General features: G+C 61.6%; 17 protein-coding genes. 12 read left to right on the plus strand and 5 right to left on the minus strand.

Features of this window, described 5'->3' with window-relative positions; genetic code table 11:
* Positions 1-3: 3 nt before the first annotated feature.
* From ACELLULO517_RS17715 to ACELLULO517_RS17730, 4 genes are all read left to right on the plus strand, one after another.
* Positions 4-1,002, plus strand: a complete 999-nt coding sequence (locus tag ACELLULO517_RS17715) for a zinc-dependent alcohol dehydrogenase family protein (RefSeq protein ID WP_227308750.1) — start codon at positions 4-6, stop codon at positions 1,000-1,002.
* Positions 1,003-1,258: 256 nt separating this feature from the next.
* Positions 1,259-1,699 (plus strand): cupin domain-containing protein, encoded by a 441-nt coding sequence (locus tag ACELLULO517_RS17720; RefSeq protein WP_227308751.1) that lies wholly within the window; start codon positions 1,259-1,261, stop codon positions 1,697-1,699.
* A 67-nt stretch (positions 1,700-1,766) separates the two neighbouring features.
* Positions 1,767-3,293, plus strand: a complete 1,527-nt coding sequence (locus ACELLULO517_RS17725; protein ID WP_227308752.1) for a GMC family oxidoreductase — start codon at positions 1,767-1,769, stop codon at positions 3,291-3,293.
* A gap of 212 nt (positions 3,294-3,505) precedes the next feature.
* On the plus strand, positions 3,506-4,327 hold the full coding sequence (locus ACELLULO517_RS17730; RefSeq protein ID WP_227308753.1) for a metallophosphoesterase family protein: 822 nt from the start codon (positions 3,506-3,508) through the stop codon (positions 4,325-4,327).
* Positions 4,328-4,384: 57 nt separating this feature from the next.
* Here ACELLULO517_RS17730 and ACELLULO517_RS17735 read toward each other — a convergent pair whose 3' ends face one another.
* Entirely contained in the window at positions 4,385-5,017 is a 633-nt protein-coding gene (locus ACELLULO517_RS17735) for a LysE family translocator (RefSeq protein ID WP_227308754.1), read from the minus strand.
* Positions 5,018-5,088: 71 nt separating this feature from the next.
* On the opposite strand from ACELLULO517_RS17735, the gene ACELLULO517_RS17740 reads away from it, so the two are divergent.
* From ACELLULO517_RS17740 to ACELLULO517_RS17750, 3 genes are all read left to right on the plus strand, one after another.
* Positions 5,089-5,604, plus strand: coding sequence for an Lrp/AsnC family transcriptional regulator (locus ACELLULO517_RS17740; protein WP_227308755.1), 516 nt, complete (start codon positions 5,089-5,091; stop codon positions 5,602-5,604).
* A gap of 244 nt (positions 5,605-5,848) precedes the next feature.
* Positions 5,849-6,760, plus strand: coding sequence for a glycosyltransferase family 2 protein (locus ACELLULO517_RS17745; protein WP_227308756.1), 912 nt, complete (start codon positions 5,849-5,851; stop codon positions 6,758-6,760).
* Between the two features lie 123 nt (positions 6,761-6,883).
* A complete protein-coding gene (locus tag ACELLULO517_RS17750) occupies positions 6,884-7,768 on the plus strand; it encodes a glycosyltransferase family 2 protein (protein ID WP_227308757.1) in 885 nt (294 codons plus the stop codon).
* Between the two features lie 52 nt (positions 7,769-7,820).
* Here the strand turns inward: ACELLULO517_RS17750 and ACELLULO517_RS17755 are convergent, their stop codons facing one another.
* The 3 genes from ACELLULO517_RS17755 to ACELLULO517_RS17765 all read right to left on the minus strand — a co-directional run bounded on the left by ACELLULO517_RS17755 (position 7,821) and on the right by ACELLULO517_RS17765 (position 12,391).
* Entirely contained in the window at positions 7,821-9,005 is a 1,185-nt protein-coding gene (locus ACELLULO517_RS17755) for a DegT/DnrJ/EryC1/StrS family aminotransferase (RefSeq protein WP_227308758.1), read from the minus strand.
* Between the two features lie 2 nt (positions 9,006-9,007).
* Positions 9,008-10,414: an FAD-dependent oxidoreductase gene (locus ACELLULO517_RS17760; protein WP_227308759.1), complete on the minus strand. Its 1,407-nt coding sequence runs from the start codon at positions 10,412-10,414 to the stop codon at positions 9,008-9,010.
* A gap of 903 nt (positions 10,415-11,317) precedes the next feature.
* On the minus strand, positions 11,318-12,391 hold the full coding sequence (locus ACELLULO517_RS17765) for a fatty acid desaturase (RefSeq protein WP_227308760.1): 1,074 nt from the start codon (positions 12,389-12,391) through the stop codon (positions 11,318-11,320).
* Between the two features lie 97 nt (positions 12,392-12,488).
* On the opposite strand from ACELLULO517_RS17765, the gene ACELLULO517_RS17770 reads away from it, so the two are divergent.
* Positions 12,489-13,538 (plus strand): LacI family DNA-binding transcriptional regulator, encoded by a 1,050-nt coding sequence (locus ACELLULO517_RS17770; RefSeq protein ID WP_227308761.1) that lies wholly within the window; start codon positions 12,489-12,491, stop codon positions 13,536-13,538.
* Here ACELLULO517_RS17770 and ACELLULO517_RS17775 read toward each other — a convergent pair.
* Positions 13,535-14,548 carry a LacI family DNA-binding transcriptional regulator gene (locus tag ACELLULO517_RS17775; RefSeq protein ID WP_227308762.1) on the minus strand — a complete coding sequence of 338 codons (1,014 nt, stop codon included), beginning with the start codon at positions 14,546-14,548 and terminating at the stop codon, positions 13,535-13,537. The genes ACELLULO517_RS17770 and ACELLULO517_RS17775 overlap by 4 nt on opposite strands.
* 127 nt (positions 14,549-14,675) lie before the next feature.
* On the opposite strand from ACELLULO517_RS17775, the gene ACELLULO517_RS17780 reads away from it, so the two are divergent.
* From ACELLULO517_RS17780 to ACELLULO517_RS17795, 4 genes are read left to right on the plus strand one after another with little or no spacing between them, the layout of a single operon-like run.
* Positions 14,676-15,746, plus strand: a complete 1,071-nt coding sequence (locus ACELLULO517_RS17780) for a fatty acid desaturase family protein (RefSeq protein WP_227308763.1) — start codon at positions 14,676-14,678, stop codon at positions 15,744-15,746.
* Positions 15,747-15,778: 32 nt separating this feature from the next.
* Positions 15,779-16,093, plus strand: coding sequence for a MocE family 2Fe-2S type ferredoxin (locus ACELLULO517_RS17785; RefSeq protein ID WP_227308764.1), 315 nt, complete (start codon positions 15,779-15,781; stop codon positions 16,091-16,093).
* Positions 16,094-16,104: 11 nt separating this feature from the next.
* Entirely contained in the window at positions 16,105-17,361 is a 1,257-nt protein-coding gene (locus ACELLULO517_RS17790; protein ID WP_227308765.1) for an NAD(P)/FAD-dependent oxidoreductase, read from the plus strand.
* 2 nt (positions 17,362-17,363) lie between these two features.
* Positions 17,364-18,200, plus strand: a complete 837-nt coding sequence (locus ACELLULO517_RS17795) for a sugar phosphate isomerase/epimerase family protein (protein WP_227308766.1) — start codon at positions 17,364-17,366, stop codon at positions 18,198-18,200.
* Positions 18,201-18,215: the final 15 nt, after the last annotated feature.

Raw genomic sequence — 18,215 nt, forward strand, 5'->3', positions numbered from 1 at the left:
CGCATGACGGACCAAGACAAGATGAAAGCCCTGATGCTGGACGCGCCGAACGCGCCCTTCCGCCTCACGGACCTGCCGAAGCCGGTGCCTGGGCCGGGCCAGGTGCTGGTGCGGATCGAAGCGAGCGGGGTCAACCCGCTCGACACCAAGATCCGCGCCGGGGCGGCAGGGCATGCGCGCCACCCTCTCCCCGGGATTCTTGGCATCGACCTGGCCGGAACGGTCGAAGCCCTCGGACCTGATGTCGAGGGTTTTCAGCCCGGTGATGCTGTCTACGGCATGACGGGCGGTGTGGGCGGTGTGCCAGGGTCGCTCGCGACCCATGCGGCGGTCGATGCGCGGCTTCTCGCGCCGAAGCCCGCCGGTCTTTCCATGCGAGCAGCGGCAGCCCTGCCGCTCATCGTGATCACCGCCTGGGAAGGGCTGGTGGACCGCGCGCATTTGGCGGCCGGCCAGACCGTTCTCGTCCAGGCCGGCGGCGGCGGGGTCGGCCATGTGGCTGTGCAGATCGCGCTGGCTTTGGGCGCACGCGTCTATGCGACGCATCGCGGCAGCCATGGCGCTTATATCGAATCGCTCGGTGCCTTGCCGATCGATACGAGCAAGACCGAGATTGGCGAAATTCTTCAGGAGCATACCGGGGGACGCGGCTTCGATGTCGTCTTCGATACCGTCGGCGGCGCTGTGCTCGACGCCTCGTTCCAGTCCGTTAAACGCTTCGGCCATGTTGTCAGCGCACTCGGCTGGGGTCAGCATGCCCTGGCGCCGCTCTCCTTCAAAAGCGCGACCTATTCCGGCGTCTTCACCCTCCTGCCTTTATTGACCGGCGAAGGGCGCGAGCGTCATGGCGCCATCCTCCGCGAAGCGAGCCGTTTGGCCGATGCAGGAAGATTGAGCCCGCGCCTCGATCCGAGGCTGTTTGACCTTGAAACGGCGGCCGATGCCCACGACGCCGTTGCGGCAGGCACGACGGCGGGTAAAGTGGTCGTCTCGATTTCCTGATCTCTGCTTTGCCGATCGACGTGGCGCGGTCGCCTGACAGGCGCCGCTCGACGTTCGCGCAATACTGCGCGCCAATGGCGACAATAATCGGCCCAGCATCGTCACCTCGCAACAATGATCCGCAGAGACAAATGTCTGCGCCGTCCGGACAAGTGTTGTTCCGGTCAGACAGTTTATTGTCTGCGAGGACCATCGTTACGATCCCTGGCCTCTCTGCCTTGGATCGCCAAGCCCAATCCCACTGAAGGATAATCTCATGGCCAAGGAATTCCTGCTGGCAGGCGTCGTCATGAAGCGACTGCTGTCCGGCGCAGAAACGGATGGACAGTTTTGCCTGTTTGAAAACCGGAGTGACGGCGCGTCGCGCACCCCCATTCACGTCCACGCCGACGATGATGAAACCATCTATATGATGGTGGGAGAGATGCAGGCGATCGTCGGGGGACAGACCAAGGTCGTTCGTGCGGGTGAAACGCTTTTTCTGAAGCGAGGCATCCCCCATCAGCTCATGAATGTCAGCGGCGCGCCCATGCATTACATCCTGCTCTGCACGCCGAGTGGCTTCGAGGGCTTCGTTGCGGAAGGCGGACATGAACGGGCCGACGGCGCGGCGGTCGCTCCTCCCACTCCCGAGGATATCGCGCGGATGAAGTCTGCCGCCCCCCGGTTCGGTATCACGCTGATGCAGGCTTGGTGACTTTCTATCGAGAGGCGTTGGCGCGGTCAGCGCCAACGCAACCGGCTGATGATTTGGAACTGACATTATGGATTACGATTACATCGTCTGTGGCGCCGGGACATCGGGCAGCGTCGTTGCTGGCCGTCTTGCCGCGAGCCATACCGGCCGCGTTCTGCTGATCGAGGCCGGCGGCTCGGATCAATCCCCGCTGATCTCCGACCCGAATGCCTGGCCGATGACACTCGGCACATCCCTCGACTGGGGATTCATGACCGACGCAAGCTCCGATCTGAACGGACGCTCCATCCCCTATTCGATGGGCAAAGTGCTGGGTGGCGGATCGAGCATCAATGTATCGACATGGTCACGCGGCCATCGCTCGGATTGGGACGGCTTCAGCGCGGCCGCCCAAGACAAGCGTTGGTCCTATGAGGCTGTTCTCGAACTCTACCGCACCAAGATCGAAGATTGGCAGGGCCAGCCTGATCCGCGCTACCGGGGCGTCGGCGGCGCCGTCCATGTGCAGCAAGCCCCCTCACCTTCCGCGTTTACGGAATCCCTGCTGTCATCTGCCAGCGATGCCGGCCTTGCGCGCTATCCGAATGCGAACGGCGCCATGATGGAAGGAACCGGGGGTGCGGCTCTGGTTGACGAGATCGTGCAGGATGGCAAACGCAAATCGATCTTTCAGTCCTATGTTGCTCCGCTCGTATCAAGCGACAATCTGCGCGTCTTGACCGACACGAAATTGCTCAAAATCCTTTTCGAAAAGAACCGCGCCGTCGGCGTCTTGCTGGAAAGCAATGGCCAGGTCATCGCCGTCAAAGCGCGAAGGGAGATTGTGCTGTCCGCCGGGGCAATCAATACGCCGCGGATTCTGTTGCAGTCCGGCATCGGCGATCCTCAGGCTCTGCGAAAGCTGGGTATCGATGTGGTGCAAGCGCTACCCGCCGTGGGCGAGAACCTTCACGACCATGTGGCTTTCGGCTTCATCTGGGAAAAGACGCAGGAAGCCATGCCCTTCGTGCCAAGGAGCGAGTCCGCCTGCTTCTGGCGGACAGATGCCAATCTGGACGCGCCGAACATGTATACCTATGCCATCCAAGGCGCCTTCGCCTCCCCCGAAATTCTAAAGACGACCAATCTCCCCGAAAATACCTGGTCGATGTTCGTGGGCATGCGGCCGCGGAGCCGGGGGCGGGTTTATCTTCGCGCGGCTGATGAAAGCGCGCCTGTCGGCATCGATTCAGGCTATCTTCGTGATCCCAAGGATCTGGACGATCTACGGTCAGGACTGGAGATTGCGCGCCAGATCGGTCATGGATCCGCCTTGAAGCGCTTCACGGTTGGAGAGGCGATGACGGTCGAGAATACGCGAGCCGGACAGGATCAGTTCTTCCGCGATAGTCTCGTCACCTTCTGGCATCAGTGCGGCACCGCGGCGGTCGGCACGGATGAGGCATCGGTTGTGGACGGATCATTGCGGGTTCATGGTATCGAAGGACTTCGCATTGCGGACGCCTCGGTGCTCCCGCAGGTGACGGTCGGCAATACGATGGCACCTTGCGTCGTTATTGGTGAACAGGCCGCTGGCTTTATTTTATCGGAATAAGGAAAACTCCCTATCCATCATGAACATCAGCCCCCAGATCACCACGGGTGCTGTTCGACCTGGAGCACTCCCTGACCAAGGGAGTGCTCCACCGGTTAAGCGCTGTCGCAAATATGCAAAGCTGTAACGCATATATTTTGACCCCGAGCCATTGCTGTGCCGCGTGACCGGCGCGGCGTGATCTGCCATCTAGGCTGAAACTGAAGGCGCAGATGGCATTGGCAGACTTAGCTTCAAATCGTGTGGTGACCTATGCCGTGGCGGATATCCACGGCAGGCTGGATCTTCTGCTCATCCTGCTGGACCTGATTACGGCGGATGCCGTCGCCCGCGATGCGCGCGCCAAGATTGTCTTCACAGGCGATTACGTGGATCGGGGTCGCGATTCGTGCGGCGTCATCGAACGGCTGATCGCGGGCCCTGAGCGCGACGGTGATGCCTTCGTCTGCCTACGCGGCAATCACGACGACCTCTTCGTGCGCAGCGTCACCACAGGATCCGAAGTCCCCGACTGGGCCTGGTTCCTCTTTAACCACACGCTTGAGAGTTATAGCAGCCTGCCGAACAGGGCGGTGTTGAACGACCGGCTTGGCCGCCATGTGGACTTTATCTCTGCCCTGCCGCTGACGCACGACGACGGCAAATACTTCTTCGTCCATGCGGGCATCCGGCCGAATGTCGCGCTCGCGGATCAGGACGAGGAGGATCTGCTTTGGATCAGAGCGGAGTTTCTTGACTATCCGGGGTCGCTGCCTCGGCGTGTCGTCCACGGCCATACGATCATTGGTGATCGCCCGATCTTCGCGGGCAATCGTATCTCTGCCGATACCGGTGCCTATCGCTCCGGATTCCTCACCGCGATCGTGCTCGACGGTGATGAGGAAAGCTTTATCCAGGCCATTGGCGAGCCCGATGTCGGGGCGATCGAGCGCGAGCGCATTCTCAGCGAAGCCATGCAAAGCGGCGGCCTCCCCGCCAGTCTCGACCGCACGCCCTGGCTGTTCAGGGAAGTGGATAGCCTCGGGGCGATCTGACGAACGGCCGTCCATCTTTCTTTTGTCCGGTACCGAACCGCCCAAGGCGCTCGAAAATCAATGGGGGGCGCGCATCACCATCAACTCAGCGCCGAAGCCGATCAGCACACTGGCGAAGCCATAGCGCTGGCCGGCCTGCACGGCAGGACGCCGCGCCAGCCAACCGCCGAGCGCTGCGCCCCATAGCGCAAAGGTCGCATCGAACAGGAAGCCGACGAAGACGAGTATCGCCCCGAGCAAGGCGAACTGCGCCAAAATCGGCCCGGCACCGGGTTGGACGAACTGCGGCAGCAATACCGAGCAGAATATGAGTGGCTTCGGATTGAGCAGGTTGGTGAGAAAGCCACGGGTCACCACGCGCGTATTGCGGCGGCCACCGATAGGCGCGGCAGGGTCGCGCTCCGGCACCAGCGACCGCGCGCGCAATATGTCGATTCCAAGCCAGATCAGGTAAGCGGCCCCGACAAAACGAATGGTTGCGAACAGCCAGGGCGTTGTGCGGAACAAGGCCGCCAAGCCGACGGCCGCGAAGACGACGTGACAGGCCCTCGCCCCGCCGAGCCCGACGGTCGCTGCCAGCGCCTGCCTGCGGCCTTGCGCCGCGCCGGTCTGCAGAAGGAAGATCATGTCAGGGCCGGGTATCGTGTAGGCGACGATCAGCGTGCCGAGGAACATAAGACTATCGCTCATATCGACCTTAATAACCTCCTGGTGCCGAACGCCATCTGGCATTTATCGGGAGAGACGATATTATCATCGGCATGAGTGCTGATCGAACGAATGGATTACAGGATAATCAGTCTCCTTTCGGCCTTGACCGAACGGACGCCGCCATTCTGGGCCTTTTGCAGAATAATGCTCGGCTCTCCGTCAAGGAGATCGCCGCCGAGGTCGGCTTGGCGCCCTCTTCGACCCATGAGCGTATCCGGCGACTGCGCGATGCCGACATCCTGCGCGGTGCGCATGTCGAGGTCGATCCGAAGGCGCTCGGTATCGGCCTTGAGGCGCTGCTGATGATCGAATTGTCGAAGCATCGCCGTTCGACGGTCGACACCTTCCTGGATGAGGTTGTGCAGGTGCCAGAGGTTCGTTTCGCGTTCCTCGTCACCGGCCGTCACGACCTTATCGTCCATGTGGTGGTGCGCGATACCCAGCATCTGAAGGATCTCGCGCTCGACAATTTCACCAATCGGCCGGGCGTCGCGCGGATCGAGACTTCAATCATCTTCGACGCGCGCCGCCGTCACGAGCTGCCGTTGTTAAGACAGCTCAGCTAGCACGAGCGCGCTGTCTGTTCGACAGCCGATGGCCGAAGACCCGGGCAAACTATCTAGTCGGGCAGGCTGGCGGCGCTAACAAGTTTGCTCAGTAGACAGGCGAATTTGCGGCGAGGATTGGGAACTACCTAGCCAAATGACTTAGCTGTTTTGTCTTCACCCTAGTCGCAGTCCTTATCTACCCCGGCCGGACGGCATGATACTAAGCCACGATAGCCCAGGACTTCGCGAGCACAGGATAGCAATGCGTTTCTCCCTTATCATGGTGACGGGTGGCAGAACGACCGAAGTCGCTGAATTCATGGAATCGCTTGCCGCGCAAAGTTTCCAGGACTTCGAACTGATTATCGTCCAGCAAAATGCCGATGACCGTCTGGCCAGGATCATCGCAGCCTTCGCGGGCCGGTTTCCGCTCCAGGTCATCCGCTCTCTACCCCGCCAGATCAATCACAGCCGCAATGTCGGAACGGCCCAGGCCCAAGGTGAGATCCTCGCCTTTCCGGATGATGACTGCCTTTACCCTCCTGATCTGCTCTGCCAGGTCGATGAGATGTTCAATACTGCCGGCTCGGTCGGGATCGATATTCTGAGCGGTATCGCTGTCACGCCGGACGGCAAGCTCGGCTCCGGCCGCTGGCATAAGCAAGCCGGCCCGATTTCCCTTAAGACCGTCTGGACCAGCGCTATCGAGTTCAATCTCTTCATCCGTCGTACGGTTTATGAGGAGATCGGCGGCTTCGATAAGGGCATGGGTCTCGGCACGCCCTTTGCCTCGGGCGATGCGCAGGACCTCATTCTTCTGGCCAGGCGTATCGGCGCCCTGGCCTTCTATGATCCGGCGCTCCAGGCCATTCATCCGGATAAGCGATTGACGCCGGTCGCGGTCCAACGGGCCTTCGTCTATGGTGCCGGCCTCGGCTATGTGCTGCGCAAGCATCGCGTACCGATGAGCATCTGGATCAATTTCCTGATCCGCCCGTTCGGCGGCACCTTGCTCAGTCTGCTGCGCCTCAGGTTCTTCGAGGCCGGCTATTACTGGCTGACCTTTCGCGGCAGGCTGTCAGGGCTGATCGGCCCTCAAGCCAAGAAAGTCACCAAGATCGCAATGCTCCCGGATGGCGATGGACCTTTGCCGAACCTTCACACCGTCCGCTAGAGCAGATCACAGTCAGATGGAATTATCTGACTGTGTGAAGATGCTCGCAAAAACAACTATCTAGAGCGCTATCTGTGAGCGTAAGCGAGCAGGAAGCGCTCTAGCGCAAGGGCAAGACAGATCATGTTGGACTCTCGTTACCGGTTGGTCGTAGGCATTGCCACACGCGGCAGGGCATCGATATTGCTGGAGATGCTGGCGCAGCTTGAACAGCAGACGCGCCTGCCGGATAGGATTATTGTCTGCGGCAGCGAGCCTTCGGATATTGCCGGCGTCATCACGCAATTCCCGAAGGTCGAAACGCTGCTCTCCCCGCCGGGCCTCTGCCGTCAGCGCAATATGATCCTTGACGCTGCCGCCGATGCGGACCTCGTGATGTTCTTCGATGATGACTTCTTTGCCGATCCCGCCTATCTCGCGGCGATCGAGACCCATATGATGGGCCATCCGGCAACGATGGTCGCGAGTGGATTGGTTCTGGCCGATGGGATTAACGGTCCCGGCCTGACGGCCGCCGATGCCCATCTTATCCTGAAGACCAGCCAAGGTTTGGCCGCAGGAACCAGGCCGATGTTCTCAGGCTATGGCTGCAATATGGCAATCCGCATCAAACCCCTGCAGACCCATGGCATCCGGTTCGACGAGCGGCTGCAACTCTATTGCTGGCAGGAAGACGTCGACGTCTCCCGCCGCCTCTCTGCCTTCGGCAATATCGTCCAACTGGAAGGCGCACAGGGCGTTCATCTCGGTTCCAAGCGCGGGCGCAGCCCGGGGGTGAAACTCGGCTATTCGCAAATCGCCAATCCGCTTTATCTCGCTGGCAAAGGCCTGGGCTATCCCTGGCATGTCGCTTTGACGCTGATCTTTCGCAATATGGCCAAGAATGTCCTGCGCGCGTTTTGGCCTGAGAGTTATGTCGATCGCCGCGGCCGTTTGCGCGGCAATGTCATCGCGCTGTGGCATCTCCTGCGCGGTCAAATGGCACCGGAAAAAGTGCTCAAAGTCTGACGGTAAAACGGCGGCTGGGTGTTTGCCTCGCCGCCTTTTGTCGATTAACCGGTCAATCGGCTGCCATCGATCCCCAAGGCCAATGCACGGCCGCGAGGTGCGACTCGGCAAGGATCGAGAACTTGTCCTGCACGACAGTGACGACTTCGTCGAGTTCTGCCTCGGTCATAGTATCGAACATGGGAAGACTAATGACACGGCTTGCGACGTCATTGGTCACCGGCAGCGCGCCGAAAACCGCATGTTCCGCGAAATGACGCTGCTGCGCCAGATGCGGGCTGAAATAGGCGGCATTGCCGATACCCGCGGCCGTCAGCGCCGCCTGAAATTCACGCCGGTAAGGGCCATAGCCTTTGGGCAGCAGGCCGACGCCGAATTGATGCGCCTGCGCCCCGATCCGCCTCGGCTGAAAGGTGAAGTCCGGCAGCGCCTGCCGATAGCGCGCCATAATCTCGGAACGACGCGCCATGGCGCCCTCGAATCCGTTCAGCTGCTGCTGGCACAGCAAGGCGCCAATCTCGCTGAGCTTGCCGTTCAAACCCAGCATTGTCGCGGAACGCGCCTCGCCGAAGCCGAAATTGCACATCTGACGGAGGTCGTGGATGCGTTCCTCGTCGGCGCTATAGACGATCCCTGCCTCGCCGGTTGAGAAAGCCTTCGTCGCATGCATGGAAAAGACGACCGTGCCGCTGAAGCCGCTACCGAAACCGCGCCCATCGACAGAGACGGTGCCAAGGGACGCGGCGGCGTCGACGACGACCGGAACCTTATACTGTGCCGCCAAACGCTCGTAGCGATCGAGGTCGATATCGAAGCCGAAGGTCGCGTATGGCACCACAACCGCGATCTCATCCCCATAGAGCGCCAGAAGCCGCTCCTCGTCTTGCGGCGACGCGGCCCAGGTTGCGGGATCGATATCGCAGAACAAGGGCGTCAGGCCGCACCACATTGCGGCCTGCGCGGCCGCGGCAAAGGTGAAAGACGGCATGAGGGCATAGCGTGGTTTCGTCGGACGGCCGCCGATCGCCTGCTGCATGGCCAGCATCAGGCCGATGGTCGCGTTGCACACCGTCATGCATTGGCCGCTGCCGGCAAACATCCGCGCGACCATGTCCTGTTCGAAGCGCGTATTGACCGGGCCGAAATTACTGAACATGCGGCTGTCTTCGATAGCACGCAGTTCGGCACCGAGTTCACTCAACCTTGGCGGGTTCGGGCGAATGAATGCGACTGACATGGCTAGCCTTGGACGATAGAGGTTGATCGATAGGTCTCGCGCTGCGACGTGACGGCGGCGGGCAAGAAATCATTCCTCGTCGGTGCGGAATGGGCCTTTGCCAGAACCGCGTTGACGATCAGGGCACCGACATCGTGCTGCCAAAGCCAAAGACCATTGGCCTGCCCGCGAAAGCTCGCCTCGCCGCCCAGGCGGCCACGCGGCACGAAACCGGCCGCGAGTCCGATGCCGAAGACGTCCGGCAAAGCTTGGCCCTTGGCATCGAGGACGCGACAGTCGCTATCCACCATCGGCCGCTGCGGACCAAGCTGAGACAAAAGCGTGATCGGCACGCCTAGCCGATCGAAAAGCGGCAAGCCGCGCGGCCGGTATCCCATAGCGGCGACCACGATATCGGCTTGGTCCAGGATGCGAGCGGCCTCGCCATCATCGGCGCCAAGCTGGTGCAAACGCAGCCGTGCCTCGGCCGGCCGGCCGCCGATGCCGCGCGCCTGCATGACGAGTTCGCGGGAGTCGAGCCTAAATCCGGCGAAACGAAACACGCGTCCGCTGATCTGGCAGACATCATCCTCGGTCCATTCGGTGTAGCCCTCCGCCAGGGCTTGCTGCCGGTCGGGATAGTAAATCCGCAAGGGACGGCGGTGCATGAGGGTAATTCCGGCCTCGCCGAAGGCGACGCCCGTCAGGCGATGCAGCAAAGCATGAGCCACCGCCGCGGCGCTCGTGGAACCACCAAGGATCGCAACAAGCGGTTTGGCCTTCTTGCCCAGATTTTTGCTTATGCGCTGCAATCCATCGGTGGTGAGCACTTCGCCCGATTGCATGAGGCGCGTACCGCAACGTGCTGTCAGGCTCTGGCCACCGAATTGCTCCGCCGCCATGCGCTGCATCGGTTGATTGGCCCCTGATGCAATGATCAATTGGCGGGCGATGATCTTTCGCGTTTTGCCACTCGTCAGATCGCTGATCTCGACGCTCCAACCATCCTCGCATCGCCGGGCGGATTGCGCTTTGTGCCGGGTGAAAACAGCGCTGGCCGGATAGGAGGCGATCATCCTTTCGATTGCCTGGCCGACCAGGCTTAGGAACCGACCGGCATCGCGCAGCGGGACTGATTTGTCTTCGGCGGCAGCCAGTCGCTTGGTCAGCTCATGCGTCTGCAGGCGTGTAAGCTCGGTCGGATGTGCCGCGTCGAGGCAATCGACAAAGGTGCCACCACCGCTATCGGAATTGATGGCGTAATTGCCGATCGAGCCCTTGCCCAGACCATCCGAACTCTCCACGACGGCAAGGCCCATCGACAGGAGACTGTCCAATTGATCTAGTTTGTGCGCCGCAAGAAGAGTCGCTATGCCGCCGGGGCCGCCGCCGATGATCAATAATTCAAAACGCTCGGCTGCAAAGGCCATGGTTTTTATCCTGATCCTGGCGGCAATTGTCTGACCACCAGTCGCGAACGCGGAAACACCGGCATCCGGAATGATTATAAAAATTGCACTAGACTAATCGGAGCAAGCCCTTCGCGAGCGAAGGATTCTTGTTATCTTCATTTAAGTTGGATTGATCCTGATTACTGCCTGGACTTTAGTGCGAAGTACCAAAGGAAGAAATTTCAGTCGATTTGATTAGAGTTTCTCCTAATTATATGTACCCCTCCTGGCGTAGATTCCGAACGATTGATAAGTATCGTTCGAATGTAAAACAAAATTGATTTGTTGTTTTCGGCGATCGTTGATGTCGCGGCCATCAGGGGGTTTCGCGACTAGCGCTTGCTTTTTTTGAGGGGAATGATCCGATAATATCGGCTCAAAACGGCCTGGCCCTGGCAGGAAGTAGTGAGGTCTCGCCTCTCTCTTACAAACTCTGCCTCATTCTATCCGGGGGATAATAATCAGAGGGCTTAGTCAGCCCTCGACTTCCTTTGAGCGTTGCAGGCGTATTTTGCCAAAAGGGGTAATCCATGAGTACAGGGTTTTCGCTCATCCCTCTTGCGACCTGCCTCCAAGAGAAGTTTATCGGCAGTCTGCTCCATCAGGGCGGCTTATTAATCAGGAAGAGTTTAGCTTGATGAAAACCTGGAACTCCTTCCGGCGCAGATGAGGTCCTGGCGAAAAGATCAGGTCCTTTGACGAGACACAAGCCAGGTCTTTCAGGAAATCGGACAGGAGACTTACCCCTGTTGAGGGATAAGCCTCGCCTCTAGGCATTCACCTATCCGGGCTGCCTATCCTGGCCCAGGCCAAGCTCGGATCGAACCTGGCCCGGCGAGATGGACAGCGGAGGCGCACCCGCCTCTGCGCCTTGCAGTCTCTCTATTCCGCCGCCTGCATCATCGGCAAGGTATGCGACGGCAGCTGCCGTTGGACAAAGAAGGCGGGCTCCTGCCTTTGACGGATCAAAGCCGGCAGCAGCTCCGACCAGGCAGCCCAAACACCCCGATAAGGCGGCGGACAATCCTGCTTGATCAGCGCATGCAGCGCGGCCAGGCGGTAGAACGGCACCATCGGGAACATATGATGCTCGATATGGTAATTCATATTCGCGTACAGGAAGCGGAAGACAGGGTTCATGACCACGGTGCGCGTATTCAACCGGTGATCGAAGACATCCTCGTCAAGACCCGCATGCTGGGTCAGATTGAAAACCTGGCAGAAGAAGCCGCCATAGAAACGGGGCAGGACCAGAAACATGGCGGGCAGAATGCTATGCGTCGCGACACAGACGGCGATGACGGCGAGAATGATCGCGATATAAAGGCGGGCCGCCCAGATCACGGACCGGCGCTGCCCCTCCGGCACGAAATGCTTGCCGTCTTCGGTCAGATCGCCTGTGGCATTTCTCAACAAACGCCCAGCCTGCACATAGCCGTCATGAATGAAAAAGAAGTCCAGGAACTGCGCCAGCACATTGGGCGGGCGCGGTGCCGCAATTTCCGGGTCGCGGCCCACCAGCAGCGTATGCGTGTGGTGGCGGCTATGGCTCCAGCGGTAATAGAATCCCTCCCGCAGGGTCATGAAAGCGCAGAGGTGATAAAGCATCTCGTTCAGCCAGCGCGTTCGGAATCCGGTGCCGTGGGACAGTTCATGGTGCCGATGATCGGCCACCGCATACAGCGTGCCATAGACGAAGAAGGACAGTATTCCCCACCATTGGCCCCAGCTGAGAAACGCAACGGCCCCCGACAATGCCAGCAGGCCCAGCCATAGCGCGAAAAACCGCAGCGCCGGCCCGTCCGACCGGCGCATCAACTCCTTCAACTGCTTGCGGCTGACCGGGCAGGCATACCAGACGGCAGCGACCGCTGAGCCCAGATCGCCATCGGCATGGGGTGTTGCCTCCCCAGCCTTATCGTCGCGCAGCGCATAGTTTTTCCAGGCTTGTTTCATTCTGCGTCCTCCCGCACCTGCCTGTACTGCCTGGCCGCTTGCTGCTGAAGGAAATCGCGGTATTTTCTGTCAAACCCGTCAGAGAAGCGGCCAGGAAATGAAAGAAACTCGCAAATCTGACGGGCAGGCCCGCATCACCGATGTGGCTCAGGCCGCCGGTGTCAGCGTCTCGACCGTCGACCGCGTCATCAATGGCCGCAATCCGGTGCGCCGGCCGACCGCCGAGAAGGTCTTGCAGGCGGCGGAAGCGCTCGGCTTCCGCGGTGCCCCGGTGATCGGCCGCCGCTGGTCGGTAGAACGGCCCGCGCTCCGCTTCGGTTTTCTGCTACTGCAGAAGCATCGCAGCTTCTATCAGGCGCTGGCGTTGGACATCCTCAAGGCGGCCGAGGGCTCGACCGGCGCCCGCATTTCGGCGCACATCCTCCATGCCGAGAACCTCGCGCCGACCGCCGTCGCGGCTCAGATCAAAGCCTTGGGCGCGGAGGTCGATGCCATCGCCGTCGTCGCCGCCAACCACCCGCTGATCGCGGCGGCGCTGGAGGGGCTGGCGGCACAGGGTGTCGCGGTCTTCGCCCTGATCTCGGATATCAGCGCTTCCGTCCGCGTCGGCTATATCGGTCTCGACAATCACGCGGTCGGCCGCACGGCCGGCTGGTTCATCGCCCAGATGGCGCAGCAGCCGGGCAAGGTCGCCGTACTCGTTGGCACCCATCGCTTCCGCTGCCAGGATCTGAACGAAAGCGGTTTCCGATCCTATTTCCGGGAACATGCACCGCAATTCGAGGTCATCGAACCGGGGGCGACGCTGGAGGATGCAAACGTCGCGGCCGAGCTTGTGCGGCATCTGCTGCAGCGTGAACCCGACCTGCGCGGCCTCTATATCGCGGGCGGCGGCATCGGCGGCGTGCTGACCGCGCTACGCGAAAGCCCGTCCGCGAAAGCGATCGTGACCATCGGCAATGACCGCACCAGCGCCGCCCATCAGGGCCTGCTCGACGGGCATATTCGCCTTTTGCTGTCCCATCCCCTGCCCGCGCTCTGCAGCACCTTGATCGACCGCATGACAGCGGCCGCGCGCGGCCATGCGGATGCAATGGCACCCTGTTTTCTCGACCTGCATATCGAGACGGCGGAGAGCAGCCGCTAGCAATTCTCGACCGTGTGCAGCGTAAACGCGATTTCGCTGCCGATCGCCTGATCTGCCCCGCCGCCCAGACGGCTGAGCATGAGGTCGATCGCCCGCCGCGCCTGCAGTTCCGGCGCCTGGTCTATCGTCACCGTCATCAGCCCGTCCCGCAGCAGCACCGCACTTTCATCCGTCAATTCATGACCGACGAAAATAGGGATTGCCCCCCTGCCCCCATCGCGCAGCGCATTGCCCACGCCGGCACTGCCGCCGCCGGTATTATAGATGGCGACAAGGTCCGGGCGCTGCCGCAGCGCCTGGGTGACGTGGTGATAGGCTCGCTCCGGATCGTCATGCGTCGTCATGACCGGTGCGACTGCGATACCCGGCGCATGCGCAGCCAATCCAAGGCGAAATCCGTCGATACGCTGCTTATGGGCGCGAAAGCCGGTGCTGGTGGACAGGATCAGGGCGGTCCCCGGCCGGCTTGCCATGCGCGCGACGAAAAACGCGGCCGTGCCGCCGGCCTTGGTATGATCGATCCCGACATAGGCTGCGCGCGGAGAATCGGGCACGTCCGTCACGACGCAGATCACCGGCCGGCCTGCGGCTGCGGAGGCCGCGATGGCCGCGACATTGGCAGGATGCTCCTCGCAATAGACGATGATGCCGTCGGCACGGCAATTGGTGATGTTCTGTGCCACACGCGCCGGGTCCGTCATGTCGATGCTGGAGCGGATGACGGTGACGGAGCGATCGAGCGTCGCCGCCACCTGCCCCATGGCCGCGCCCAGGCGCCGCATGAAGGGTGTCGCGGAGCGTGCCAGCATCACCTCGATGCGCAGCGCCCGCGCATGGGGCGCCGGCAGGATACGCCGCAGCCCCAATTCCCGCGCGGCATCCAGCACCCGCCGTTCGGTCTTGGGGGAGACGCTGCCGCGCTCGTTCAGCACACGATCGACGGTCGCGATACCGACACCGGCGTGCTGCGCCACGTCCTCCAACCCATGGCGGATCTTGCGCCGCTCCATCACGCGTCCTTCCGAGGCCTTGGATCGCAGCCTAGCCGATTGATGGAAAACCATCAAAACCCCCTGACAGGGAACCAAGGCGCCTGCGCTATAGCGGCTGAAAGCCCGACAAGGGTGGGAGGAACGCATGACGACGACGGCCAGGGATTACAGTCTGACGGGTATGGAGACGCGCCGCGCGGAAGCACGCGGTCTCGCATCTGCCGATTGGTACGCCCATCCCATTCCCCGCAAGCAGATGAAGGCGCTGATGCGCCGCAAGGACGGCCCGGCCATCCGCGATACCGCGATCTGGCTTGGTACGATGCTTGTCTGTGCGGGCTTCGGCATTCATCTCTGGGGCAGCTGGCTCGCTGTCCCCTTCTTCATCGTCTACGGCGTGCTTTATGGGTCGGCGTCGGACTCGCGCTGGCACGAATGCGGCCACGGCACCGCCTTCAAGACGGCCTGGATGAACGATGTCGTCTACAACATCGCGTGTTTCATGATCATGCGGGAGCCGACCGTCTGGCGTTGGAGCCATACGCGGCATCATACCGATACCATCATCGTCGGCCGCGACCCCGAGATTTCAGTGAAACGCCCGCCGGATATCGCCGGCATTCTGCTCAATCTCTTCGCGCTGAAATCCAGCTATTTCGCGATCAGAAAGCTGGCGCTGCACGCATCTGGCCGGCTGACGGATGAGGAGAAAACCTTCATCCCGGAGACGGAACAGAAGAAGGTCTATGTCATCGCGCGGATCTATCTCGCCATTCTGTTCGCCGTCGCTTTGCTGTCCTTCGTCCTGCGAAGCTGGATTCCGGCGATGCTTGTGGGCCTGCCGACGCTCTATGGCGGCTATCTGACCGTCATCTATGGCGTCACGCAGCATGCCGGCCTGTCTGAGGACGTGCTCGATCACCGCCTGAACAGCCGCACCGTCTATATGAACCCTATCTCGCGCTTCCTCTATTGGAACATGAATTATCACGTCGAACACCACATGTTTCCCATGGTGCCCTATCACGCGCTGCCGGCCCTGCATGACGCGATCAAGGATGAATGCCCGGACCCTTATCCCAGCATCATCGCGGCCTATGCCGAGATCATTCCGGCCTTGCTGAAACAACGAAGCGATCCGCATTACTTTGTGCGTCGTGAATTGCCGGGCAAGACAGGATTGCCGGAAGTCGCTAGCCTCGCCCAAACCGCCTAACCGACAATAAAAAGACGAAGGAAGAAACGATCATGGCGCAATGGGTCAATGCCTGCGGGGAAGACGAGATCGACGAAGAGGATGTCATCCGCTTCGACCATGCGGGGCAAAGCTTTGCCGTCTATCGGCTGGAGGATGACAAGTTCTGCGCCACCAGCGGCTTCTGCACGCATGAGAATGTGCATCTGGCGGACGGCCTCGTCATGGGCCGCATCATCGAATGCCCCAAGCATAACGGCCGCTTCGATATCCCGACCGGCAAGGCCAAGGGCGCGCCGGCCTGTATCGATCTCCAGACTTTCCCCGTGAAGATCGAAGACGGTCGCGTCTTCATCGATCTCGGCTGAGGCATATCACCATGCAGCCCCAGGCTGACGCTGGCATCGTCATCATCGGCGCGGGAGAGGCCGGGACCCGCGCCGCCCTGACCTTGCGGGAACGGCACTATGCCGGCCCCATCACGCTGATCGGCACGGAAACGCATCTGCCTTATGAGCGGCCGCCCTTGTCCAAGGCCGCGCAGACGGCGCTGGACCATCCGGCGCCCGCGATCATCGGTGGCGCCGATGCGCTGGCTGGCCAGGATATCGACTATCGCTCCGGCGTCACCGTCACCGGCATCGATCGGGCGGCAAAAACCCTCGGGCTGCAGGACGGTCCGCCACTGCCCTATGCGCAGTTGCTGCTGGCGACCGGCGCCCGGCCGCGCACTCTCTCCCTGCCCGGCGCCACGGCCGAGAGCGTCCTTTACCTGCGCACCTTCGGTGATGCTCTGGCGCTGCGGGGCCAATTGGCCCATGGCATCCGGCTCGTCGTCATCGGTGGCGGTTTCATCGGCCTGGAAGTCGCGGCCAGCGCCTTGGCGCGCGGCTGCACGGTGACGGTGGTTGAGATGGCGCCGCGCATTCTGGGCCGTGCCGTGCCGGCCGAGATCGCAGCACGCGTGGCCACCCATCATCGCGCCGCCGGCATCACCATCATCGAAGGGATCGGCCTCACGGCGATCGAACCGCGAGCGCAAGGCAGCGCCGTTCTGCTGGCGGATGGGCGTGCGTTGGAAGCGGATGCCGTCATTGCCGGTATCGGCGCCATTCCCGAAACGGCGCTCGCCGAAGCCGCCGGTCTCGCTATCGAAAACGGCATTCGCGTCGACGGCCGGCTGGCGACCGATGATCCGGCCATCTTCGCGGCCGGCGACTGCTGCGCCTTTCCGCATCCGGTCTTCGGCGGGCGCCGCTTGCGGCTGGAAGCCTGGCGCAATGCCCAGGATCAAGGGCGCCATGTCGCAGGCTCCATGCTGGGCGACATGGCGGAATTCGCGACCGTGCCCTGGTTCTGGTCCGATCAGCACGGCGATACGCTGCAGATCGCGGGTCTGCCGGACGAGGGCGACCGGACGGTCGTGCGCGATATCGCCGGCATGCCCTTTCTATTCCATCTCAAGGCCGGCCGGCTTGTCGGCGCCAGCGCCTTCGGGCCCATCGGCAAGGTCGCAAAGGATATCCGCCTGGCCGAGATGCTCATCCAGGCAGGCAGCTCTCCGGACCCGGCTGCCCTCGCCGACCCCACGATCAAACTTAAGTCTTTGCTTCAATCTCGTGTAGCAGCCGCCTGATAATGCAGCAATTATTGGTCTTTCAATCTTTATGGGGCATGCAGCGTCTGCGGGGTGAGCACGCGGCGCCGAGCCTCGCGGATCAAATTGCTCGCATCGCTGCCGCCGGCTTCGACGGCGTGACCGATCATTTCTATGACCGCACCCATGTCGCGCCTCTCGCGGCATTGCTGCGGCAGCATGGGCTGACGATCGAGGGCCAGGCATTCCCCCGCGATGTCGCGGGTCTTGAACCGGCGCTGGCTATGGCAGCCGAATTCGGCTGCCATCACATCACCATCCAGCCGCTGATCTGCCCGATGACGGTGGCGGACTGTGTGCCGATCCTTCAAGGCTGGCAGAGGCTCGCGGAACAGGCCGGCGTCGCCGTCTATATCGAGACGCATCGCGGCCGCATGACCAATGATCTGCTGTTCACGCTGCAACTGCTCGACGCCTTCCCCCATCTGCGCTTCACGGCCGATCTGTCGCATTACGTCACGGCAAGGGAGATGGAGTTGCCCATACCGGATGAGACCGAAGCGCAGATGACGCGCATTCTGGACCAAGCCTGGGCCTTTCACGGTCGTGTTGCGGGCTCGCATCAGGTGCAACTGCCACTCGGCTTTCCGCAGCATCAGCCATGGGTGGCGCAATTCGCGCGCTGGTGGCAGCAGGGCTTCGCCAGCTGGCGACAGCGCGCCCCGGCAGACGCCACGCTCTCCTTTACCTGCGAACTCGGCCCCGCGCCCTATGCCATCGCTGGAGCGGACGGGCAGGATCTGACCGACCGCTGGAAGGAGGCGTTGCTGTTGAAGGACAAGGCCCGGGCTCTTTGGGCAGACGGCGATCAGGGGTAAGACGGCTGAGCCGTC

Source organism: Acidisoma cellulosilyticum, assembly GCF_020621385.1.
GTDB classification, from domain to species: Bacteria; Pseudomonadota; Alphaproteobacteria; order Acetobacterales; family Acetobacteraceae; genus Acidisoma; species Acidisoma cellulosilyticum.

Bases quoted from the DNA above. Each gene is read 5' to 3' on its own strand.
- ACELLULO517_RS17715 (WP_227308750.1), top strand. From the start codon at position 4: ATGACGGACCAAGACAAGATGAAAGCCCTGATGCTGGACGCGCCGAAC.
- ACELLULO517_RS17720 (WP_227308751.1), top strand. From the start codon at position 1,259: ATGGCCAAGGAATTCCTGCTGGCAGGCGTCGTCATGAAGCGACTGCTG.
- ACELLULO517_RS17725 (WP_227308752.1), top strand. From the start codon at position 1,767: ATGGATTACGATTACATCGTCTGTGGCGCCGGGACATCGGGCAGCGTC.
- ACELLULO517_RS17730 (WP_227308753.1), top strand. From the start codon at position 3,506: ATGGCATTGGCAGACTTAGCTTCAAATCGTGTGGTGACCTATGCCGTG.
- ACELLULO517_RS17735 (WP_227308754.1), bottom strand. From the start codon at position 5,017: ATGAGCGATAGTCTTATGTTCCTCGGCACGCTGATCGTCGCCTACACG.
- ACELLULO517_RS17740 (WP_227308755.1), top strand. From the start codon at position 5,089: ATGAGTGCTGATCGAACGAATGGATTACAGGATAATCAGTCTCCTTTC.
- ACELLULO517_RS17745 (WP_227308756.1), top strand. From the start codon at position 5,849: ATGCGTTTCTCCCTTATCATGGTGACGGGTGGCAGAACGACCGAAGTC.
- ACELLULO517_RS17750 (WP_227308757.1), top strand. From the start codon at position 6,884: ATGTTGGACTCTCGTTACCGGTTGGTCGTAGGCATTGCCACACGCGGC.
- ACELLULO517_RS17755 (WP_227308758.1), bottom strand. From the start codon at position 9,005: ATGTCAGTCGCATTCATTCGCCCGAACCCGCCAAGGTTGAGTGAACTC.
- ACELLULO517_RS17760 (WP_227308759.1), bottom strand. From the start codon at position 10,414: ATGGCCTTTGCAGCCGAGCGTTTTGAATTATTGATCATCGGCGGCGGC.
- ACELLULO517_RS17765 (WP_227308760.1), bottom strand. From the start codon at position 12,391: ATGAAACAAGCCTGGAAAAACTATGCGCTGCGCGACGATAAGGCTGGG.
- ACELLULO517_RS17770 (WP_227308761.1), top strand. From the start codon at position 12,489: ATGAAAGAAACTCGCAAATCTGACGGGCAGGCCCGCATCACCGATGTG.
- ACELLULO517_RS17775 (WP_227308762.1), bottom strand. From the start codon at position 14,548: ATGGAGCGGCGCAAGATCCGCCATGGGTTGGAGGACGTGGCGCAGCAC.
- ACELLULO517_RS17780 (WP_227308763.1), top strand. From the start codon at position 14,676: ATGACGACGACGGCCAGGGATTACAGTCTGACGGGTATGGAGACGCGC.
- ACELLULO517_RS17785 (WP_227308764.1), top strand. From the start codon at position 15,779: ATGGCGCAATGGGTCAATGCCTGCGGGGAAGACGAGATCGACGAAGAG.
- ACELLULO517_RS17790 (WP_227308765.1), top strand. From the start codon at position 16,105: ATGCAGCCCCAGGCTGACGCTGGCATCGTCATCATCGGCGCGGGAGAG.
- ACELLULO517_RS17795 (WP_227308766.1), top strand. From the start codon at position 17,364: ATGCAGCAATTATTGGTCTTTCAATCTTTATGGGGCATGCAGCGTCTG.